Origin of the sequence: Bacillus sp. REN3 (assembly GCF_017912555.1) — a bacterium.
Lineage (GTDB): Bacteria > Bacillota > Bacilli > Bacillales > Cytobacillaceae > Mesobacillus.
In genome coordinates, this window is record NZ_JAERSD010000012.1 from 44,556 (window position 1) to 66,441 (window position 21,886).

Consider the following 21,886-nt stretch of genomic DNA (forward strand, 5'->3'; position numbering starts at 1 on the left):
CCTTCCTATTTTTGTGTGGAGCGTCTCACAACCAGGTCTACTTCAAATGTATAGTCTTTCTGTGAAATCGGCCTGCCTTCGATTAAGTCCAATAATAATGCGGCTGCTGTTGATCCCATCTTGTAGATCGGCTGAGCGACGGTCGTCAGCTCCGGTGACACGATTTCCCCGAATTCGATCCCATCGAAACCAACTACCTTCAATTCCGCGGGGACTTCATACCCCAATCGCTCTGCCGCCTTGATGACGCCAATGGCCATGACGTCATTCCCGGCAAACACGCCATCGATATCCGGATATTTGGATAAAAGTTGAAAGGCTGACTTTTTCGCGCTTTCTAATTGGTATCCTGCTGAAATGACCAAATCATCATCATAGATGCCCATTTCCCTTGCGGCACCCTTGAAGCCTCTGAACCGTTCATTTGCGTTCGTGATAGTTTCCGGGCCCCTGATATGGGCGATTTTCCTGCACCCGCTTTCAATCAGATGGAGCGTCGCCCTTCTCGCACCCTCGTAATTATCGCAGGTAACATAAGGAATGAGTGAATCCAATGGCCTGTCGAGGGCAACAATCGGGAAATTGAAATCCTTGAGGTGTTCTGGCTTTAACGTATTGGATACAATCAGTACACCGTCAGCATATTTTTGCTGCAGCATTTCAAAATAACGGATTTCTTTTTGAAGATTATCATCACTGTTGCACAATATGACGGTGAAATCAGAATCGTTTGTCACATCTTCAACCGCTCTCGCCAATTGCGGGAAGAAAGGGTTCGTGATGTCTGGCACGATCAGCCCGATTGTTTTCGATTTCTTCTTATACAGACTGCGCGCAACGGAGTTAGGACGGTAATTCATTTCCTCGATTGCGGCTAAAACTGTCTTTCTGGTATCTTCATTGACATACCCTTTATCGTTGAGGACCCTTGATACGGTAGCCACTGAAACCCCAGCCCGCTTAGCCACTTCCCGAATTGTCACCAAATTCAATCTCTCCGTTCTTTTTATATGTAACCGGTTACAGAAAGTATAAAACATGATGGCACGAAAGGTCAAGTGTTGAATTCTTCCTGCATTTCGCAACGGCGATTAGGGAGTAATGCCCAATTATATCTGCATATATGGCATTAAAAGGTGCCTAGCACATACGGCAGACCATCGAAGTTGAACTTCCTGATTGCCAGGCAAGCAATCGTCACAAAGGCGGATAAACCCCATGCATCGGGTTGAAAACCATGGAATAAGACAATAAATTTTTAATGTTTTTACAATATTAAACCCCTTTTCGACAAATCATGACATTATTCCTATTAAATTCATTTTGAATTGTCCGTATATCTATATAGGATGGAAACTTTAAACTTTTCTTACAGTACAATTGGGTTCTTTTCCATGAATCTTATGTCATCAAAATAAAAAGGAGAGATTTGATGCCAAAGAAATATTTTCTTACACCAGAGGAAGCACAGCGAAAGAGAGAGCTGAAAAAGAAGCTAATATATGTTTCTTTCATTTTGCTGGCTGTCTTGCTCAGCGCTGGTGTTACCATTCTCGCAAACCAAATGTAATACATAGAAAAGGCATCAGTACCCTTCAACGCCTTCTGCAGGGGACTGATGCCTTTTGCTCCCTTTCAACCAGCCTCGTTTATGTTTAAACTGCTACAATGTCTCTGTTTCAGATACTCAAGCATTGTTTCGTAACCTGAATGATCCTGTGACTATGGCACCAGAACTGGACACTTAACGGGAATGCAAGCTAAAAAAACGCCCTGGAATCTGCCATTCCAGGAGCGTGTTTCGTTAACGAGCAGGGTTTCCCTCCCTCTTCAACGAAGTATTCTCAAGATTTTTCCACAGCGATACCGCCGAAGTGGTAATGGCTTCTGCGCCTGCATCCAGGGCACAGGCGACCTCTTCCTTTTTCGTGATCAGCCCGCCTGTCAGGATGGGAACGCTTATATCCTTTGCGATTGTCTTGATAAAATCCGGAAGGATGCCCGGAAGGATCTCGATATAATCCGCCTGAGTTTTTTTGATGATGGAGTAGCTTTTTTCCAATGCCTGTGAATCCAGGAGGAAAACCCTTTGGACTGTCATCAGCCCCCGCTGCTTCGCCTTCGCAATCACATTCGGCTTTGTCGAGATGATTCCAAACGGGTTCATTTCCTGGCAAATGTATTCTGTGGAATACTCATCATTTTTCAGTCCCTGGATCAAATCCGTATGAATCAGAATCTTTTTCCCATGCTCCTTAGCCTGAAGGGAAATCGGCTTTAAATGAGCAATATTTGTGTCCAGGTACACCCCATACTCATAACTGCTTTCCAGAAATAGTTCATACTGACGTTCGTTCTTTGCAGCCGGTATTATATATTGTCCATTCAAGCTCATATGTTCACCTTTTTATAAGAATTTCACTAGCCAATCCATCGTTTCCTTCTCATCCTTGCCTTCCACTGTCACATGGATGGTTTCCCCCTGCCTGATGACTGATGACATCAGGCTGAGGATGCTTTTCGGGTTCAGCTTCTTCTTCCCTGCCTGGAATTCCACATTGCTCTTGAATCTGCTCAAGCCCTTCACCAGCAGGGCTGCCGGCCTTGCGTGAAGGCCGTTGTCAAGCGAAATCGTTATCTCTCTTTCTAGCATCATGTTCACCTCGGAAGTAGCTATCTTGTGATTTTTTCCAGCTTCTTTGCTTCCTCTGCTGCTGCTGCAACCTCTTCTACGGTTCCGCCAATCCCGGATTGGATAACGGCAGCATAGGCCCCTTCAACCAGTGGTGCGTCGGCAATTCTCACATCGTTAAAATCGGGAAGCAATTCGAGAGCCATCTCTGCATTGAGGAGGGCACTCCCTAAATCGAAAAGGACGACAGCGCCTTTATCAGTATAAACTGACTCAATCGCTTCTTTGATTCTGAATGCGTCCGTCCCGATGCCGTCCTCACTTGTTCCCCCAGCGGCCGCAATCGGGACATCTTGCTGAATTTGGTCGAGCAGCTCTGAAAGCCCGCTTGCCAGTTTCATGCTGTGGGAAACCAACACGATTCCTACATTGCTCATAACTGGGCTCCTTTGCAGCTTTTTGCCAGTTCCGTGAAAAGGAAATGGGAAGAAGCTGCACCAGGATCGATATGCCCGATGGAACGCTGCCCCAAATAGGAGGCTCGCCCTTTCTTCGCTTCCAGGTCCTTTGTTGCTTCCATTCTTTCTTTGGACAGACTCATCAGTTCCTGCCAGTCGGCATTGCCTTGCCGGGATTTCAAATAACCGGCCACAGGTATCCAGACGTCAAGCATTGTCTTGTCCCCTGCACTCGCCTTGCCTCGCATTTCCAGCCCCTTGAGCGCTTCCTCCATCGCCTCTGCCAGGTCTTCGATCGTGGCCTCCTGCTTATCTTTCAGGACTCCTGCCGCTTTTATAAAAGCTGTCCCGTACAGCGGTCCGGATGCTCCACCGACTTTCGAGAGCAGCACCATGCCTGCATCCCTGAACAGGGAACCAAGGTCCTCATACGATGCGGTTTCAAGCTTTTTGCCGAGTTCACTGAAGCCCCTTGCCATATTGATTCCATGGTCGCCGTCACCGATTGCCTGGTCAAGCTCGGTCAAATACATTCTCTCCTGCTGATAGACTCTGTCCAGTTCGGTCAGCCATTGTTTTGCATCTTCTATTCCGAAAGGCATGTTCCACGCTCCTTTGTTTATTTTTTGAATGCGACAGTATCTGATTTCGCGTCAAGCAGCCTTGTCAGCTGATCGTCCAGCTTAAGGAGGGTAATCGAGCATCCTGCCATTTCAAGCGAAGTCATATATTCGCCAATGAATGTTTCATGGACCGCTATCTGCTTTTCTTTCAGGACGGCAGAAACACGGTTGTTGATAATGTACAGTTCCATCAACGGCGTGGCTCCCAGGCCATTGATCATGAGGGCAACCTTGCTTTGGCCTTCCAGTTCCAGCTGGGCCAGGACCTTTTTGAGCAGGATGTCTGCCACTTCATCGGCAGACTTGATTCCGGTCCGCTCAATCCCCGGCTCCCCATGGATTCCCATTCCAATTTCCATTTCATTTTCGCCAATCGAGAAACCAGGCTTCCCGGCAGCCGGGATTGTGCACGGTGTCAAAGCCATGCCCATTGAGCTTGAATGGGCGATTGCCTTCTTCGCGACCGCTGTGACTTCTTCAAGCGTCCCTCCTGCATCCGCAAGGGCACCAGCGATTTTATGGACGAACACCGTTCCGGCAATTCCCCGTTTGCCAATTGTATATGTAGAATTCTCGACCGCTGCGTCGTCGTTCACGATCACTTTCTCGACTGTGATGCCTTCAGCTTCGGCAAGCTCGGCGGCCATTTCGAAGTTCATCACATCGCCAGTGTAGTTCTTGATGATGAGCAGGACGCCTTTTCCCCCGTCCACAGCTTTAATGGCTTCAAAGACCTGGTCAGGTGTGGGAGAGGTGAAAACCTCACCAGCAACCGCCCCGTCTAGCATCCCTTGTCCGACATAGCCGCCATGCGCAGGTTCATGTCCGCTTCCTCCCCCGCTGACGATTCCCACTTTTCCCTTTACAGGAGCATCCGCGCGGACAATCACATTTGTTCCCGGCACTTGTTTTAATCTGGAAGGATACGCGGCGACGAATCCCGCCACCATTTCTGTAACAACGTTCTCAGGCTGATTGATCAGTTTTTTCATGTGGAGCCCTCCTTTTTCTATCAGTTAGGATGTTGCAAGAAGTGTGCCATTAAAAACCGGGCATAAGGAGTAGATTTTATGAAAAATTCAGGTAATTTTTATCAAGAAGGTTGATACTTTTTCCCAAGAAGGTGGTCGAGCTGATATTTCCGCACTTTGCTTGCAGCTGTCTTGTGCGTGATTCCGAGCGCCTTTGCCAATTGATTATAGCTAGGATAATATTGGACTGCATGCTCAAAAATCTGTTTTTCATAAGCCTCCAGCGGCAGCAGCTTCCCTTTCAGATCCAGCAGGGGCTCCGTCTGGCCATGATGATGGATATAGGCTGGCAAATCCCTGCAATGAAGCGTTTCGTCCTCCGTCAGGTTCATCGTCAACTCGACGATGTTTTGCAGTTCCCTGATATTGCCGGGCCAGTCATAGCTTCCGAGCGCCTCGAAAAAGCCCTTTTCATAATACTTGATCTTTTTTCCCAACTGGTTGTTGTATTGCTTGCGGAAGTGTTCGACGAGCAACGGGATATCTCCCTTGCGGTTCCTTAACGGCGGCAGATGGATCGGGATGATATTGAGGCGGTAATAAAGATCCTCCCTGAATTTCCTTTCATCGATCAATTTCGGTAAATCCTCATTCGTCGCGGCGATGATTCGGACATCGAGCTTGATGGTTCTGTTTCCCCCGACTCTTTCGATTTCCCTTTCCTGCAGGACCCTGAGGAGCTTTGCCTGCAATTCGATATCAAGGGCCCCGATTTCATCAAGGAAAAGGGTCCCCGAGTCCGCCAGCTCGAATTTTCCCTGGCGCGTTTTATCAGCCCCAGTGAAGGCCCCTTTTTCATGGCCGAACAATTCACTTTCAATCAGGTTCCGGGGAATGACAGCACAGTTCACCCGGATATACGGGTTGTGCTTCCTGTTGCTCGACTCATGGATCGCACGGGCGACAAGCTCTTTCCCCGTCCCGCTTTCCCCAGTGATCAGCACAGTCGAAATCGTCCTTGAGACCTTGTTGGCAATCGACAAACTCTCGAAAAGCGCTCCGCTCCTGCCAATGATCGAGGAAAAGGCATCATCTAGGTCGAGATGCTTCGACAGCTCCATCTCGAGGTACTTCGTCCGCTCCTGCATGATCTCGAGCTTCTTCATCAGGGACTCGACCTCATTGTACAGGCTAAGTGAAACAACGATGCCGCGGAAATCGCCCTCAACCATGATCGGATTCGCTTTTACCAAATATGATTCTTGTTGAATGATCTTCATATCGTTGTAAAAAGCGATCTTCCCGGACAAGAGCTCTTTCCATGGTTTCTCCCCGATGAGTTTAGCGACAAGAGTCTTTTCATCCATTTCCTGAAGCAGTTTTTCCATCTGTTCATTCATATACATATACCGGCCGTTTTCATCTGTCAGCGCAATCAAATCGGTGACAGAATCAAGGACAAGGTTCAACTTCTCCTGCAGCTCCCTTTCCCTGATGAGTTCCGTACTTAGTTTTTCAAAATCGGATATATCCTGGAAAATAGCGACGGCTCCGATGATGCTGCCATCCAAATAGATTGGCGCGCGGTTGGCAAGGATCGTATGATTTTGAAGCGACTGCTTTTCGGCAAACCTCGTTTCTCCCGTTTGCAGGATTTCATGAAGACGGGAATGCGGGATCACCTCTATGGCTCGTTTATTCAAGAGCTCCTCCGCAGGGACCTCTAGCAGCCTGATTGCCGACTCGTTCACAAACGTAATGATGTTCTCGGTGTTTACAACAATCATCCCATTTGGCATATGTGAAATGGCTTCCTGCATAATCACCGAGTTTTCCATCAAAAGTCTGTCCGCTTCCAGATCCTGGATGTCCGCATTCGGTGTTTCCGTGAAAAATTCCACTATTTCCTTTTCAAGCTCTCCGGGAATCTCTTCAGCAAATTTCAGGGTGATCTCATCGTTTTGCTTCACCTTTAATGAAACGAGCGACAATAGATTGGTGACGCCTGCCTGTCTTCCCTGATGTTCAACCTGGATCTTTTTCAGGGTCGCATGGTCCTTAACAGCATTCTGGAGCAGAGCGATGAAGGTAGCAGCACTGCGGACATGCAGCCCGTTTTCCTGGCAGACCCGAACGGCCATCTTGTACATAGGTAGACCCCCTTTTCTATGAAAAAACCCCCTTTGTCCAGGAGGCGATCATATTCAATAATAGTTATATTCTAGCATATCCGCTTTTCGAAATTAGGAGATTCTGTTAGGTGGGACACCGCGGCATCTTGCGGGTTTCTTGCTTATGGAGCGGCCACCATCCTGCTAATTGAAAAGAATAACGCTGACAATTCAGCCCCGCCTTGCTCCTCGAAGAATCGGCAGCCAATAGCAGCCGTGATCGATGTCTGTCTTGCCAAATTTACGATGGCCTTTTTGCAATGGCCAACCTAATTCAAATGGAGATGCTGATTTCAAAAGAAAACCAGGCACCTCGTCGTTAAGGTGCCTGGTCTATTCCATTAATGATTGATCGGTTCTTCTGCCTTCTGAATTTCTGTGACCAGTTCAGCCACATGCTTTTCAAGCTGCTTTTCGTCCCAGCCGAATTGGATAGCCATATAGGAAACCACGGCTTCCTTTGTTTCCTTCACAGTGTCGATGTCGAAGAGCAGGTCGCCGGTCCTTCTGAAGAAGAAGTCTACTGGGGTGGCGATCATTTCTGCTTCCATTCCGTACAGAAGCTTGGCGAATATCACCGTTGGCATGTTGTATTTTTTCATTTCATCCCAGTTCTGCTTCAGCAGGCCGAATACGATCAGCGCGTTTGAACCGTAGAAGGCTGCAAGATGCCTTGCCTCTTCTTCGGTAAGGCCGATGTCCATACCTTGTTTAGTCGCAGTCGCCACGAATGGCATGAACCTCGCTGAGCCCCCGAAGTTACCGCCGGAGATTGGCAGGTGCTTCGTCTGGGTCTGCTTGAATTTTTTTCCTGTTTCTGCCTCCAGCTTGCCTGCGACAAGGTCGACGATTGTTTCGGCCATTTTGCGATAGCCAGTCAGCTTTCCGCCGGCAATGGTGATCAAGCCGGAATCGGATTCCCAGATTTCATCCTTACGTGAGATCTCGGACGGGTTCTTGCCCTCTTCATGGATGAGCGGACGTATCCCTGCCCAGCTGGACTCGACGTCAGCGGCTGTAGCTTTTACATCAGGGAACATGTAATTGATCGCCTTGATGATGTAATCCCGGTCCTCAAACGTCATTTCGGGATGGGCTTTATCGCCGTTGTAGAACGTATCAGTCGTTCCGACATATGCCTTGCCGTTGCGCGGGATCGCGAAGATCATCCTGCCGTCCGGTGTATCGAAGTAGACCGCCTGCCTCAGCGGGAAACGGGATTGATCGATGACGACGTGGACACCTTTTGATAAAATCAGCTGTTTGCCTTTTTTGGAACCATCTTTTACACGAAGCTCATCAACCCATGGCCCTGTCGCATTGATGATTTTTTTCGCAAGGACTTGATACGTTTCACCTGTCAGTTCATCCTTTACCAATACGCCTACAACGCGGCCGTTTTCCTTGACCAGGTCCACAGCCTTTGCGTAGTTGATGGCAGTCACGCCTTTTTCAACGGCTGCTTTCATGACTTCAATGGTCAGTCTTGCGTCATCAGTACGGTATTCTACGTAGTAACCGCCGCCCTTGAGGCCTTGCTTCTTGATGAGCGGCTCTCTCCTCAGCGTCTCTTCCCTTGATAACATAGTGCGTCGTTCACTCTTTTTTACGCCAGCAAGGAAGTCGTAGACACGGAGGCCGATGGAGGTTGTGAAACTTCCGAACGTGCCACCCTGGTGGAAAGGAAGCAGCATCCATTCAGGTGTTGTCACGTGCGGCCCGTTTTCGTATACGATCGCTCTTTCCTTCCCGACTTCCGCAACTACTTTCACATCCAATTGCTTAAGGTAGCGGAGGCCGCCATGGACAAGCTTTGTAGAGCGGCTGGATGTTCCTGCCGCGAAGTCCTGCATTTCGATCAAGGCTGTGCTCATTCCGCGGGTAGTGGCATCCAGCGCGGTTCCCGCACCGGTGATTCCACCGCCGATGACTAGCACATCAAAGGTTTGGCTTTTCAGATTATCGATGATTTCATTGCGTTTCAAGTTTGTGAACATGATGTTTTCCTCCTTATTGTGTACAGAAAAAAGAGACCGCAAAGCACACTACCCTTTTACTGGTAATGCTTCGCGGTCTCTCCGTATCTCCTGCCGGTTATTAACTTAACTCCAGTATAACAGATTTTTCAATTGTTTGCGAACCTTTTTACCCCGTATTCTCGATTTATTTGAACGCCATTGCTGCTTTGACTGCTTTTTTCCAGCCATCGTAAAGGCCGTCGCGCTTTTCGTCGGACATGGTTGGTTCGAACTGGCGATCGACCGCCCATTGCGACGCGATTTCCTGCTGGTCCTTCCAGAATCCGACTGCAAGGCCGGCAAGGTAAGCCGCGCCAAGCGCCGTTGTTTCGTTGACGACTGGACGTTCGACCGGAACATTCAGGATATCGCTCTGGAATTCCATCAGGAAATTGTTCTTCACGGCGCCGCCATCGACGCGGAGTGTCTTCAATTCGATTCCTGAGTCAGCTTCCATGGCGGAAAGAACGTCCTTTGTCTGGTAAGCAAGGGACTCAAGTGTCGCGCGGACGAAGTGTTCTTTGCTTGTTCCGCGTGTCAGGCCGAATACCGCGCCTCTCACGTCGCTGTCCCAGTATGGTGTTCCAAGCCCTACGAATGCAGGAACGACATAGACGCCATCTGTTGTTTCTACCTTTGTTGCATAATCCTCGCTGTCTTTTGCGTCCTTCAGCATCCTCAGGCCATCACGGAGCCACTGGATCGCGGAACCGGCGACGAAAATGCTGCCTTCGAGCGCATATTCCACCTTGCCATCCAGTCCCCATGCAAGTGTTGTTAAAAGGCCATGCTCGGAACGCACTGCTTTTTCTCCTGTATTCATTAGCATGAAACAGCCGGTTCCGTAAGTATTTTTCGCCATGCCCTCCTCGAAGCATGCCTGGCCGAACAATGCTGCCTGCTGGTCACCCGCTGCGCCGGCAATCGGCACTTCTTTCCCGAAGAAATGATAGTCGATTGTCTGTGCGTATACCTCTGAAGAAGGCTTGACTTCCGGAAGCATCGAAGCAGGAACGCCAAGGATGTCCAGAAGCTCTTCATCCCACTTGAGGTCATAGATATTGAACATTAGCGTACGCGAAGCATTGCTATAGTCCGTTACATGGGCGCGGCCGCCTGAAAGCTTCCAGATCAGCCAGGTGTCGATCGTGCCGAACAGCAGCTTTCCTTCTTCCGCTTTCTGCCTTGCGCCCTCAACGTTGTCAAGGATCCATTTCACTTTCGTACCAGAGAAATAAGCATCGATTAGCAAGCCGGTTTTTTCACGGAAAAGGTCGTTATAGCCTTTTTCCTTCAGTTCATCACAGATACCGCTTGTTTGCCGTGATTGCCAGACAATCGCATTGTAAACAGGGACTCCTGTCTCTTTGTCCCATACTACTGTCGTTTCACGCTGGTTTGTAATCCCTATTCCCGCAATTTGCTCTGGCTTAACATTCGCTTCGGATAAAACGCTTGCAATGACTGAAAGGACAGAGCCCCAAATCTCGCTTGCGTTATGTTCTACCCAGCCCGGCTTCGGGAAGTGCTGCGTGAATTCCTTCTGGGCAACATGGATGATCTCTCCAGCCTTGTTAAAAAGAATCGCTCTCGAACTAGTCGTTCCCTGATCCAAAGATAAAATGAACTTTTCCATAAAAAAATCCTCCCCTAACATACTTTTTCTATATAGGTCTATTCCCCGTTGAAATTCTTTTCATTGATTAGGTCCTTCCCTTTGATGTACCAGCAAAGACCTGCGGACTTGACGCTTTACAGCGTTGATCCAGCAAGGTACCCCTCATGTATGCCGGGGTTCTCCCTCGCCTTGTCTAGGCTGAATGAATCGTCTTGTTAGAAAGCCTACTGATCGTCTATGCCGTGATTTTGGAGGCGTCCATCTCGCCTTCACTTCTTTTCCCAAAAGCGTAAGCTGCAAAAAGGCTTACTGCAACTATACCGGTAACAACCCAGAACGAGCCAGTAACTTCTCCTTTGAAAACCGCTTTATAGAAGACAGCGCCCATTGCGCCGCCAAGAAGCGGGCCGACAACAGGAATCCAGGAATAGCCCCAGTTAGAGCCGCCCTTTCCAGGGATCGGCAGGATGAAGTGGGCAATCCTTGGTCCAAGGTCACGAGCCGGGTTGATCGCGTAGCCAGTTGTTCCGCCAAGCGACATACCGATCGCGACAATCAGCAAACCGATAACAATTGGATTGAGGCCTTCTGTGAACTTGTTCGCCCCAATGAATAATATACCGAGAATCAAGATAAAAGTGCCGAAAACTTCACTGAACAAATTTGAAAATGTATGTGGAATTGCCGGCCCTGTTGCAAATACTCCCAGCTTCGCACCTGGATTATCCGTCGCCTTCCAGTGTGGAAGGTAGTGGAAGAATACGAGCACAGCGCCAAGGACACCGCCAATCATCTGGGCAATCATATAACCTGGAACATCCGCCCAAGGGAATGAGCCGTCTATCGCAAGTGCCAAAGTCACCGCTGGATTAAGATGCGCGCCGCTGATCGAACCTACCGCAAATACCCCCATTGTAACCGCAAGTCCCCACGCAAGGGTAATGACAATCCATCCAGGGCTGTTCGAATAAGTCTTCTTCAAAGATGCACCAGCGCCAATCCCGGCACCAAAAACAATCAAGATCATAGTGCCAATCAGTTCTCCCATAAAAGCTGTCATACACAATTCCCCTTCCTTTTAACGATGTTGTAATCTTACAAAGTATGGAAACGGACAGACAAAAAGGAGACCCACGACAGCTAAGCACCATAAAAACCCCTAGTGCATCTGTGTGAGTCTCCCATTCTCCATCACGTTTCTTAACTTGTAGTAGAAGTATACTGAAAAATGAAAACGCTGTCAACGGATTTTTTATTTTATTTTTGATTATTATTATTCCAATAGTACCAATATCAGGAAAATCGGTCCCAAAGTTCCCGTTTGGAAGTTGTCACGGCAACAGCTCCGGCTGCCAGCGCATTTTCCGCATCCTCCGCGCTTCGGATAAAGCCTCCCGCAAACAACGGAATCTTCACCCGTTCATTCACTTCGGCAATAAGCTTGGGCATCCCGCCAGGCAGCACTTCAATAAAATCCGGCCGCGTTTTTTCAAGTAGCTTGTAGCTCTTTTCCAGCGCATGCGAATCGAGCAGGAAGATTCTCTGCACGGCAATGACACCCTTTTGCTTCGCTTTCAGGATCACGTTCGATTTGGTTGAAATCAAGCCATACGGCTTATATTCCTGGCAAATGAATTCTGTAGAATAATCATCCGCTTTGATTCCATGGATCATATCCATATGGTATAGCATTTTCTTCCCCGCAGCTTCAGCCATCGCATTTACATGCTTCAGCTGCGCGACATGCATTTCGAGGAAAACGCCAATCTCATAAGGACTTTTCAAAAACTGCTCAAAATCTTTCATATTTGATGAAGCCGGGAGAATCTTCTGGTTCATTTTCCCCATCCTTTTAGATGTGTTTTCTCTATAATAGTGTGGAATCAGCCAAATATCAAACAGTCCATTCACTAGGGTGGAGGCGGAGTTAATTAATTTAGCAGGAAGTTTGATGATTTAGCGATTTCAGGCTTCTTTTAAGCGTGAAAATGATCGATTCAGCCGATCGTGGACCGTTTTTCAGAAAACTCGGAGTTGATTTAGCGGATCGAATCGGTTATTTAGCGGTACCGGGCGGTTATTTAGCGGCAAATAGGATTTATTTAGCGATTTAAAATCATTCTTATTAAGCGGCAGCTTCTCTTCATCAAACGTTTGATGAATTGGTTGCATTAAAAGAAAAGGCAGGGAGCACAAAACTCCCTGCCTTTCCTCAGCCTTATTTCATTCCTGAAATCGTGTAACCGTCGATGATGTGTTTTTGGAAGAACATGAAAATGATAATGATTGGGACTACCATGAAGGTCGATCCGGCCATCTGCAGGGCAAAGTTGCCTCCATATTGTCCTTTTAGGAGCGCCAGCCCGACTGATAATGTATATAAGCTTTCATCATTCGCAATGATCAATGGCCATAGGAAGCTGTTCCAGCCTGCGATGAAGGTCAGGATTCCTTGGACTGCCAGGATCGGCTTTGACATAGGGAGGACAATCTGCCAGAAAACCCGCAGTTCACTGGCTCCATCCAGCCTTGCCGCTTCAAGCAACTCATCCGGGATCGTACTCATGAACTGGCGGAACAGGAAGATTCCGAATGCCCCTACCAGGCCGGGCAGGACGATGCCAGCCATTGTATTCGTCAACTGCATCTGGTTGAGGATCAGATAGACCGGAATCATGGTTACCTGGCCGGGAATCATCATTGTCGCGAGGACAAGAAAGAATAATTTATTCCTTCCTTTGAAGTCAAATTTTGCGAATCCGTAGCCTGCCATCGCGTTCAAAAATAATCCGACGAACGACCACATCACGACTATGAGAGTGTTCTTCAAATACATGCTGAAGTTCATGTTCAGAAAAAGGTTCTGGAAGTTTTCCAGAGTAAAATCTTTTGGCAGAAGCGAAGGTGTCAGCTGCATGACTTCGCTTTCCGGTTTAAACGCTGACAGGATCATCCAAATGAATGGGATGGATACAAGCAGTCCGCCGAATGCCAGGATGATGCCCGCAGCCCATTGCTGTGTCCTTTCCCGCCTGACTTCGCTATTCAACGATTGCGCGTTCGGTTTCATATGTGATCACCTCAGTTTCCTCAATAATCCTGCTGTTTGTTCTGTAGCTTGAATTGAATCATTGTAATAATGATAATGGCAATGAACAAGATGAATGATCCTGCGGCCGCATAGCCAAAGTTGCTGAACTGGAAGCCATTCCGGTAAATGAACAATGCAACGGATGTCGTGCCGTCAAGCGGGCCGCCATTGGTCATGACGAACGGCTCTTCGAAAAATTGCAGCCAGCCAATCATCGTCGTGATCGACACGAAAAAAATCGCATATCTCAGCAGCGGGATGGTAATTTTCGTCAGTTGCTTCCAATTGTTCGCTCCGTCCAGCTGGGCGGCTTCATAATAAGTCTTCGGGATTCCTTGCAATGCGGCAAGGAAGATGATCATATTGATACCAATCGCTCTCCAGAGGGCAAGGGCAATCAGGGAAACCTTAGCCATGGTCGGGTCCTGCAGCCACGGTACAGCCGGCAAGTCCAGGAGTTTCAGCACATAGTTGAACAATCCGAGCTGGGGGTTGTAAAGATAGCTCCAGACAACAGCAACTGCGACCACGTTCGTGATGGAAGGCATATAGAAGATAACCCGGAAGGCTTTGAAGATCCGCGCTTTCCCGAAATTGATCAGCAGCGCGATTCCAAGGGAGCAGATAATGACAAGAGGCACCCCAAAAACCACATAAAACAACGTATTTAAGATCGATTTTACGAAGATGGGGTCGCTTACAACTTCTTTATAATTCTCGAAGCCGATGAAGCTGATCGTTGACCAGTCGGCAATACCGGCCAAATCAATATCTGTGAAGCTGATGATCAGCGCGACAAAAATAGGCAGGATCGAAAACATCGTCAATAAGATGATGGCTGGGGCTATAAAAAAGTAAGGAGTCTTGTTTGCCATAAAGCTTTTCATTGTAAGTCCCTTCCTTCTCAGTCCACGGTCGGCTGGACTAATGTAACCAACTGGCAGGCGGTCTGCCTGCCAGTTGCTTTTTTAAGATCATTCAGCGAGAATTTCCTCTGCTTTTTTATCAAAATCATCCATTTCCTTCTGGACATCCGCTCCGCCGCGGTAAATCTTTTCAAAGTTGCTCAGGAATGTCTGGGCGATTTTTTCAAAAGGCTTGATGACCGGCATTGGCTGGGCGTTCTTCAACTGTTCGCCAAATACCTTGTAATATTCATTCTCCTGAAGCTGCTTATCATTCCATGCTTCTTTGTTCGCTGGCAGTGTGTTTGTCATTTCGAGCCATTTAATTTGTGTTTCAGGCTTGCTCATGAAGGCAAGGAATTTAAGTGCTTCTTCTTTGTTCTTGGAATATTGGAAGACAGACAGGTCTGAGCCACCTAGAGTTGATGTATTCGTTTCCTTGGCAGGCAGTACCGCTGTTGCCCATTTCCCTTCAAGCTCTGGCGCCTGGTCATTGATCAGCTTGACCATCCACGGGCCGCTGATGAACATTGGCAGGATCCCATCACCCTTGAATGCCTGGATGATGTCGAGTCCTAAATCCACCGGAGCAGAACCATTTTTAAAGAATCCATTCAAATATTCTACAGCTTCCACAAACTCTGGTTCATTGAAAAGAGCCTTGTCGCCTTCAATCAATTCGGAACCATTCTGGCGTGCAAGCATAAATGCAAGGCTTTGTTCATTTGTATCGATGCTGATGCCGTATTTATCGTCGCCGCGATCTGCCAGTTTCTTGGCTGCGTCGCTCAGTTCCTCCCATGTCTTAGGTGCCTCTTTATATCCAGCTTCCTCCAGGATGTCGGTACGGTAGTAAAGTACGCGGGTATCAACATACCAAGGAACGCCAACGACCTTGTCATCATACTTCGTTGTCTCGACAGAGCCTTCATAGAAGTTGTCAGGAGCAAGTTCAGGATATTTATCTGTATACTTCTGCAAATCGAGCAATGCATTTGCGGATGCGAATTCAGGAATCCAGGTTGTTCCCATTTGAACAACATCCGGACCTTTCTTGGATGCTACCGCAGTCAATAGTTTATCATGCGCCTGATCCCATGGGATAGCCTGTACCTTCACTTTTATATCCGGATTATCTTTTTCAAATTGATCAGCGATTTTCGGCAAGGTTTTCGCTTCTTCTCCCATGCCCCAGACTGTGATTGTCTTGGAACCCTCTTTACCGGCAGAATCCGAATCGGATGAACAGCCTGCAAGGGCGCCAGACACTGCCAAGGTTCCAACCATGAAGGCAGCGGCAATTTTTTTGTTGAAGACTCGGAACATTTTTCGGCTCATCAATATTACCCCCTGAAAATTTTAATGGAATTATTTTTTAGCTTTCCGTGTTGGCAATAAAAATACTAATAGGTAAGCAGAAGAATGATGACCCCCCTTATAGTGAAACGTTTCGAAAACAAAGTAAAAAAATATAGTTAGATCTTGACGAAACGATTCATCCAGCAAAACCATTCAGCAGAAAACCAAGTTGACGAACCGGTAGAAACGTTTCGATACGGTTATTATATGCCATATTGTAATCGTTTTCAAGTCATTTTTATGGATTTAATCATTTTCCCTAAAAATATCTTTTGAAACGTTTCGATAAAGCGTTGACTCAAAAAAAGAAAGCGCTTATAATGCAGGTATAACTATATTCGAAACGTTTCTATAAAAGGTTCTGCCATAAGAAGGAGGAAAACCATATGGACAGCCGGAAGTTAACTTCTATAGTAAAGGAAATGACACTGGATGAAAAGATTGCTCAACTGCTGCAATTGGCCGCTCCTTTTTTCAAAGGTGCCAAAAATGAAGGACAAATAACAGGCCCTCTCGCTTCTATGAAAATATCAGATGAAAATATCAAGGATGCCGGATCTGTACTTGGGGCCTCTGGCGCAAGCGAAGTCATCAATATCCAGAGGGCCCATCTCGAAAACAACCGACTGGGCATCCCCTTGCTATTCATGGCGGATGTCATCCATGGTTATAAAACGATTTTCCCGATACCTCTGGCGATTGGCTGTTCCTGGGACTTGCAAAAAGCCCGGCATAGCGCTGAAATCGCTGCAAAGGAAGCAGCTGCAGCCGGTGTACATGTGACTTTCGCGCCAATGGCCGACCTTGTCCGCGACCCGCGCTGGGGCAGGGTGATGGAATCGACAGGTGAGGATCCTTTTTTGAATAGCGAATTCGCAAGGGCATTTGTGCGCGGCTTCCAGGGCAATGATCTGGCAAATGACAAGCAGACTGTAGCCGCCTGCGTCAAACACTTTGCTGCCTACGGAGCTCCCGAGGGCGGACGGGATTACAATACCGTGAACATGTCGGAACGGCAGCTTCGGGAAGCATACCTGCCCGCTTATAAAGCGGCGCTCGATGAAGGCTGCGAAATGGTGATGACAGCCTTCAACACTGTTGATGGAATACCTGCGACAGGCAACAGCAAACTGATGCGCGACCTATTGCGTAATGAATGGAAGTTCGACGGTGTCCTGATCTCCGACTGGGGGGCAGTGAAGGAATTGATTCCCCATGGAGTCGCCGAAGATGAAAAAGAAGCAGCGCTGAAAGCGATCAGCGCCGGGGTCGATATTGAAATGATGACTTCATGTTATGTTGACCATCTTAAAGAGCTTGTCGCTGCCGGCAAAGTGGATGAAGGTCTGATCGACGAAGCGGTGCTTAGGGTTTTGACTTTGAAAAACAAATTGGGCTTATTTGAAAATCCTTACCGCGGTGCGGATGAAGGTCTCGAGGAGAAGGTCGTACTGAGTGAAGAACACCGCCGGGCAGCAAGGGAGCTTGCCGTTAAATCTTCGGTCCTATTAAAGAATGATGGAGTCCTCCCGCTAAAAAAAGATAGAAAAATCTCTCTCATCGGTCCCTTCGCCCAGAATGGCGACATCCTTGGCCCCTGGTCATGGCTTGGTTCCAGGGAAAAAGCAGTCCAGCTGTATGATGGCATAAAGGCAAAGCTCGCTCCTTCCCTTCTGACAACGGCACAGGGTTGCGATATTGAAACAGGATCAGAAGAACAGATGGCTGAAGCAATCAAGGCTGCTGAAGGTGCCGATGTGATTGTCCTCGCCCTCGGGGAAGCCTCAGAAATGAGCGGTGAAGCTGGATGCCGGGCGGATATCCGCTTGCCGGAAATCCAGCTTAAGCTTGCAGCAAAGCTGAGGAGGCTAGGCAAGCCGATCGTCACCGTGCTATTCAACGGCAGGCCATTGGACCTCCACGGTATTTGGGACGAAGCCGATGCCATCCTTGAGGCATGGTACCCAGGTACGGAAGGCGGGCATGCGATTGCCGATCTACTGTTTGGCGATGCGAACCCTTCCGGAAAATTGACGATGAGTTTTCCTTTTTCAGTTGGACAGGTGCCGGTTTATTACAACCATTTTAATACCGGCCGGCCAAAGGAAGCCCTGGAAGCAGAGGAACGTTATGTTTCACAGTATCTTGACATCCCTAATGATCCATTGCTGCCCTTTGGCTTCGGTTTAAGCTATACTGCTTTTACCTACAGGAATGCTGGATTATCAGCCGGTTTCCTTTCTCCATCCACTCCGATCACCCTGTCTGTGGAAATCGAAAATGCAGGCAGCCTGGCAGGAGAGGAAATTGTCCAATTTTATATACAGGATATTTCGGGTGAGGTTGTCCGTCCCGTGAAAGAGTTGAAAGGTTTCAAATCCGTGATACTCGAACCGGGCGAAAAAACGGTTGTGACGTTTGAAATCACAGAAGAATTACTACGTTATCATCATTCCGATCTTACCTTCAAAAGTGATGAGGGTAAGTTCATGGCCTATGTCGGAACGAACAGCAAGGATAACCTTGGCCTCCCTTTCGAGCTCGTGATTGACTAAAACTATTCAGGAAAGAAGTTGACAGCGATGACCCAGCCAAAATTCACCCTCCAGGCAAGGGATTTAACCTTTACTTTTTTGAACAGCGGTGATTTATACGAAATAGCGAATGACTCGACCATGATCAATCAATGGCTGTCGAATACGATTGATGGTTCCATGAACAATCTATTTCTTCGAATCCACAGTGTGGATGGCATCCAGGTGTATCCGCTGCTCGGAAGCAAATCAAAGAGCATGGTCAGCCGGACTGGCAGGCAATTGGTATGGACAGGTGCCGCAGCCAGCGTTCAATATAAGGTGACTTTTACGCTTGCTGATGCCGGCATCTGGTTCTGGGATGTGGAACTTTTCGGTGATGATGCAACAGTCGATGTGATTTATGGGCAGGATATAGGTCTTGCTGACAAGGCAGCCGTCAGGACGAATGAAGCCTATATGTCTCAATATGTCGACCACAAGGTTTTTGAAGATGCCAGCAAAGGATACGTCATATGCTCACGGCAAAACCAGCCGATGAGCGGCGGCCGTTTCCCTTATATCCAGCAAGGGGCGCTCACTAAAGCGGTTGGTTTCTCAACAGACGGCTTCCAATTTTTCGGGCTGTCCTATAAAGAAACGAACGTTCCGGAGGCCCTCTTGCAAACTTCACTTGCAAACGAAATATATCAATATGAATTCGCCTATACCGCCTTGCAATCTGAAAAAATCAAGCTTGGCGGAAGAAAGGCCCAGTTTATATTCTATGGCCTTTTCAAAGATGACCATCCTGACGCCATTACCCGATTGGAATTCGGTCCGGAAATCGATGAAGCATGGAACAGGATCCCGGATGGGAAAGACGAAAGTGCGGAACGTCTGCAGCCTGTTCTCCTTTCACGGGATATCGGCAAGCCACTGGAAACATTTTCAATGACAAAAGAGGAAATTGCCGACCTATTCCCAGACCGGCACCAGGAGGAATGGGATGGCGACACCCTGCTCAGCTTTTTCACAAATACCTACGAGCATATCGTTCTTAAGGAAAAAGAGTTACGGGTCGAACGGCCGCATGGCCATATCGTGATGTCCGGCAGGAATATCGATCATATCGAAAATACCCTGACATCGACCCTGTATATGTATGGGATCTTCAATTCCCAGCTGGTAGTCGGAAACACTTCCTTCAATAAAATGTTGACGAATGCCAGGAATGGTTTGAATGTCATGAAAACATCCGGACAAAGGATTTATATTGAACATGACGGCACATACCATTTGCTGGCAATGCCATCCATGTTCGAAATGGGCTTCAATTATGGCCGCTGGTACTATAAAACGAAAGATGACACACTCATCATCACCACTTTCACAGCGGCAGATTCACCTGAATTGAAGCTGGAGGTCCGGTCAGCAAAAGGAAAAGCTTACCGTTACCTGGTCACGAACCAGGTAACGATGAACAACAATGAATACGAACATCCATATAAGATCGCTGCAGATGGAAATATCATCAGCGTCATGGCTGGCGAACACTCTGACAGTGCCGCTGTCTTCCCAGAGCTGACCTACCGGATGAAAATAAACGGCGCGGATTTCTCTTTGCAGGATTCCAGCATCTTTGGCGATGGTGTTGAAGCGGATGCCGCATCCCTGATGGTATTCGAACTTGATGCAGCAACAGAATGGAACATCTCTGTCCAGGGACTCCTTGACGGAAAAGAAGCTCACTTTGGAGCATTGGATGCCGAAACGGAAATCAAAAAATACCGGCAATTTTTCGCTGAGACCATGAACGGGTTCCATCTCTCCCAAGCTGGCCAGGTGACTGAGGAATTAAATAAGATGAATGCCCTTGCCTGGTGGTATACCCATAATATGCTTGTCCATTTTTCCGTGCCCCACGGCCTTGAACAATACGGCGGTGCAGCCTGGGGGACACGGGATGTCTGCCAGGGGCCTACAGAGTATTTCATTGCCACGCAAAAGGATGAAGTTGTCAAAAGGATCATTAAAACCGTCTATTCCCATCAGTACGCGGATGACGGGAACTGGCCGCAATGGTTCATGTTCGACCGTTACTATAAATTCCAGCAGGATGACAGCCATGGGGATATCATTGTCTGGCCGTTGAAGCTCGTTGTTGAATATTTGAATGCAACCAATGACTATGCCATTTTACAGGAGAATCTTCCTTATACCGAACGCGGAAGCTTTGAATTCACCAGTGAGAAGACGCCCCTGCTTCTCCATATCCATAAGCAGATTGCCTATATCAAACGGAACTTCCTGCACGGTACCTATCTGTCCTCATATGGAGATGGAGACTGGGATGACACCCTCCAGCCTGCCAATGCCCAGTTGAAGCGCTACATGGCCAGCAGTTGGACAGTCGCCTTGACCTACCAGGTGATTCATGCTTTCGCTTCCCTGCTTCGGAATTTTGATGGACAGCTCGCTGATGAATTGACCGGAATGGCTGCAGGGATCAGGCAGGATTTCAACCGTTACATGCTTTCTGACGGAACCATACCAGGCTTCATCTACATGGAGCGGCCGGAAAAGCCTGAATTGATGGTTCACCCCAGTGATACGAAGACTGGAATTCAATATCGCCTGCTGCCGATGACAAGAAGCATGATTGCCGAACTGGTTACCCTTGAACAGGCAGAGGCACATTACCGAATCATCAGGGAAAGGCTCTACCATCCTGATGGAGTCAGGCTGATGGATCGTCCGGCCACCTATGCCGGCGGTGTCAGCACTAACTTCAAGCGCGCGGAACAAGCAGCGAATTTCGGGCGGGAAATCGGGCTGCAGTACGTCCATGCCCATATCCGTTTCATCGAAGCGATGGCCAAGCTGGGGAAGGTGGACGAAGTTTGGAAAGGACTGCAGACCATCAACCCTATCAAGATCCAGGAAGCAGTTCCGAATGCTGAACTTCGCCAGAGCAACGCCTATTTCAGCAGCTCAGACGGCAAGTTCAGTACCCGTTATGAAGCGGCGGAAAAATTCGGGAAGCTGCGTGATGGCTCCACGCCTGTAAAGGGCGGATGGCGCATTTATTCAAGCGGACCAGGGATCTACATGAATCAGCTTATCTCGAACGCGCTTGGCATCCGGAGGCTAGCTGGGGACCTTGTGATCGATCCGGTGCTCCCCGAGGATAAGGATGGATTGGAATTCAAATTCAACATCGATGGCAAACCAGTCATTTTCAGCTACCACCTCTGCCACGAAGAAGAACGGGGAGTCGAAATTAACGGCAAGCGTGTGCGTTTCAAGAATGTCTCCAACCCTTACCGGGAAGGCGGATTTTTAGTCGATGCACAAGAACTGGATGCATTGTTGTCTGAAAACCATAATTCCATCGACGTTTTCATATAGGTTGATGGCTGGTTTTGAGGAACAACCAGCTTCAGAAATCCTTTTTCTCAGGGTTTCGGAACCTTGGTCACTTTTTTAGATACCACTTCTGATAGTTTCCGGCGTTTTAAGGGCAC

Annotated in this window: 17 protein-coding genes; 3 read left to right on the top strand and 14 right to left on the bottom strand. The window is 48.0% G+C overall.

What is annotated here, in order from left to right:
• Positions 1 to 5: 5 nt before the first annotated feature.
• Entirely contained in the window at positions 6 to 986 is a 981-nt protein-coding gene (locus JJQ88_RS12040) for a LacI family DNA-binding transcriptional regulator (RefSeq protein WP_210366149.1), read from the bottom strand.
• 446 nt (positions 987 to 1,432) lie between these two features.
• On the opposite strand from JJQ88_RS12040, the gene JJQ88_RS12045 reads away from it, so the two are divergent.
• Positions 1,433 to 1,570, top strand: a complete 138-nt coding sequence (locus tag JJQ88_RS12045; protein ID WP_210366150.1) for a hypothetical protein — start codon at positions 1,433 to 1,435, stop codon at positions 1,568 to 1,570.
• Positions 1,571 to 1,804: 234 nt separating this feature from the next.
• Here the strand turns inward: JJQ88_RS12045 and JJQ88_RS12050 are convergent, their stop codons facing one another.
• The 13 genes from JJQ88_RS12050 to JJQ88_RS12110 all read right to left on the bottom strand — a co-directional run bounded on the left by JJQ88_RS12050 (position 1,805) and on the right by JJQ88_RS12110 (position 15,825).
• Positions 1,805 to 2,395, bottom strand: a complete 591-nt coding sequence (locus JJQ88_RS12050; RefSeq protein ID WP_210366151.1) for a glycerol-3-phosphate responsive antiterminator — start codon at positions 2,393 to 2,395, stop codon at positions 1,805 to 1,807.
• A 12-nt stretch (positions 2,396 to 2,407) separates the two neighbouring features.
• Positions 2,408 to 2,653: an HPr family phosphocarrier protein gene (locus tag JJQ88_RS12055; protein ID WP_210366152.1), complete on the bottom strand. Its 246-nt coding sequence runs from the start codon at positions 2,651 to 2,653 to the stop codon at positions 2,408 to 2,410.
• 20 nt (positions 2,654 to 2,673) lie between these two features.
• On the bottom strand, positions 2,674 to 3,069 hold the full coding sequence (dhaM, locus tag JJQ88_RS12060; RefSeq protein WP_210366153.1) for a dihydroxyacetone kinase phosphoryl donor subunit DhaM: 396 nt from the start codon (positions 3,067 to 3,069) through the stop codon (positions 2,674 to 2,676).
• Complete coding sequence (dhaL, locus tag JJQ88_RS12065; RefSeq protein ID WP_210366154.1) at positions 3,066 to 3,692, bottom strand: dihydroxyacetone kinase subunit DhaL; 627 nt, start codon at positions 3,690 to 3,692, stop codon at positions 3,066 to 3,068. Before dhaL ends, dhaM begins: the two co-directional genes overlap by 4 nt.
• Positions 3,693 to 3,709: 17 nt before the next feature.
• Positions 3,710 to 4,705, bottom strand: a complete 996-nt coding sequence (gene dhaK / locus JJQ88_RS12070; RefSeq protein ID WP_210366155.1) for a dihydroxyacetone kinase subunit DhaK — start codon at positions 4,703 to 4,705, stop codon at positions 3,710 to 3,712.
• A 101-nt stretch (positions 4,706 to 4,806) separates the two neighbouring features.
• Positions 4,807 to 6,834, bottom strand: coding sequence for a sigma 54-interacting transcriptional regulator (locus JJQ88_RS12075; RefSeq protein ID WP_210366156.1), 2,028 nt, complete (start codon positions 6,832 to 6,834; stop codon positions 4,807 to 4,809).
• Between the two features lie 362 nt (positions 6,835 to 7,196).
• A complete protein-coding gene (locus JJQ88_RS12080) occupies positions 7,197 to 8,852 on the bottom strand; it encodes a glycerol-3-phosphate dehydrogenase/oxidase (RefSeq protein ID WP_210366157.1) in 1,656 nt (551 codons plus the stop codon).
• Between the two features lie 166 nt (positions 8,853 to 9,018).
• On the bottom strand, positions 9,019 to 10,509 hold the full coding sequence (gene glpK, locus JJQ88_RS12085; RefSeq protein ID WP_210366158.1) for a glycerol kinase GlpK: 1,491 nt from the start codon (positions 10,507 to 10,509) through the stop codon (positions 9,019 to 9,021).
• Between the two features lie 217 nt (positions 10,510 to 10,726).
• Positions 10,727 to 11,551 carry an MIP/aquaporin family protein gene (locus JJQ88_RS12090; protein WP_210366159.1) on the bottom strand — a complete coding sequence of 275 codons (825 nt, stop codon included), beginning with the start codon at positions 11,549 to 11,551 and terminating at the stop codon, positions 10,727 to 10,729.
• A 233-nt stretch (positions 11,552 to 11,784) separates the two neighbouring features.
• Entirely contained in the window at positions 11,785 to 12,330 is a 546-nt protein-coding gene (locus JJQ88_RS12095; protein WP_210366160.1) for a glycerol-3-phosphate responsive antiterminator, read from the bottom strand.
• 379 nt (positions 12,331 to 12,709) lie between these two features.
• Positions 12,710 to 13,540 carry a carbohydrate ABC transporter permease gene (locus tag JJQ88_RS12100; RefSeq protein WP_481748303.1) on the bottom strand — a complete coding sequence of 277 codons (831 nt, stop codon included), beginning with the start codon at positions 13,538 to 13,540 and terminating at the stop codon, positions 12,710 to 12,712.
• 41 nt (positions 13,541 to 13,581) lie between these two features.
• Positions 13,582 to 14,469, bottom strand: a complete 888-nt coding sequence (locus tag JJQ88_RS12105; protein WP_210366162.1) for a carbohydrate ABC transporter permease — start codon at positions 14,467 to 14,469, stop codon at positions 13,582 to 13,584.
• 87 nt (positions 14,470 to 14,556) lie between these two features.
• Complete coding sequence (locus JJQ88_RS12110; protein WP_246861126.1) at positions 14,557 to 15,825, bottom strand: sugar ABC transporter substrate-binding protein; 1,269 nt, start codon at positions 15,823 to 15,825, stop codon at positions 14,557 to 14,559.
• Positions 15,826 to 16,232: 407 nt separating this feature from the next.
• Here JJQ88_RS12110 and JJQ88_RS12115 point away from each other — a divergent pair, with 407 nt between their 5' ends.
• Positions 16,233 to 18,401, top strand: coding sequence for a glycoside hydrolase family 3 N-terminal domain-containing protein (locus JJQ88_RS12115; protein ID WP_210366163.1), 2,169 nt, complete (start codon positions 16,233 to 16,235; stop codon positions 18,399 to 18,401).
• 27 nt (positions 18,402 to 18,428) lie between these two features.
• Entirely contained in the window at positions 18,429 to 21,770 is a 3,342-nt protein-coding gene (locus tag JJQ88_RS12120; protein WP_210366164.1) for a GH36-type glycosyl hydrolase domain-containing protein, read from the top strand.
• The last annotated feature ends 116 nt before the right edge of the window (positions 21,771 to 21,886 follow it).

Coding starts and splice junctions, on each gene's coding strand:
- glpK (WP_210366158.1), bottom strand. CDS start 10,509: ATGGAAAAGTTCATTTTATCTTTGGATCAGGGAACGACTAGTTCGAGA.
- dhaL (WP_210366154.1), bottom strand. CDS start 3,692: ATGCCTTTCGGAATAGAAGATGCAAAACAATGGCTGACCGAACTGGAC.
- JJQ88_RS12055 (WP_210366152.1), bottom strand. CDS start 2,653: ATGCTAGAAAGAGAGATAACGATTTCGCTTGACAACGGCCTTCACGCA.
- dhaM (WP_210366153.1), bottom strand. CDS start 3,069: ATGAGCAATGTAGGAATCGTGTTGGTTTCCCACAGCATGAAACTGGCA.
- JJQ88_RS12095 (WP_210366160.1), bottom strand. CDS start 12,330: ATGAACCAGAAGATTCTCCCGGCTTCATCAAATATGAAAGATTTTGAG.
- JJQ88_RS12120 (WP_210366164.1), top strand. CDS start 18,429: ATGACCCAGCCAAAATTCACCCTCCAGGCAAGGGATTTAACCTTTACT.
- JJQ88_RS12110 (WP_246861126.1), bottom strand. CDS start 15,825: ATGAGCCGAAAAATGTTCCGAGTCTTCAACAAAAAAATTGCCGCTGCC.
- JJQ88_RS12075 (WP_210366156.1), bottom strand. CDS start 6,834: ATGTACAAGATGGCCGTTCGGGTCTGCCAGGAAAACGGGCTGCATGTC.
- JJQ88_RS12080 (WP_210366157.1), bottom strand. CDS start 8,852: ATGTTCACAAACTTGAAACGCAATGAAATCATCGATAATCTGAAAAGC.
- JJQ88_RS12090 (WP_210366159.1), bottom strand. CDS start 11,551: ATGACAGCTTTTATGGGAGAACTGATTGGCACTATGATCTTGATTGTT.
- JJQ88_RS12045 (WP_210366150.1), top strand. CDS start 1,433: ATGCCAAAGAAATATTTTCTTACACCAGAGGAAGCACAGCGAAAGAGA.
- JJQ88_RS12050 (WP_210366151.1), bottom strand. CDS start 2,395: ATGAGCTTGAATGGACAATATATAATACCGGCTGCAAAGAACGAACGT.
- dhaK (WP_210366155.1), bottom strand. CDS start 4,705: ATGAAAAAACTGATCAATCAGCCTGAGAACGTTGTTACAGAAATGGTG.
- JJQ88_RS12115 (WP_210366163.1), top strand. CDS start 16,233: ATGGACAGCCGGAAGTTAACTTCTATAGTAAAGGAAATGACACTGGAT.
- JJQ88_RS12105 (WP_210366162.1), bottom strand. CDS start 14,469: ATGAAAAGCTTTATGGCAAACAAGACTCCTTACTTTTTTATAGCCCCA.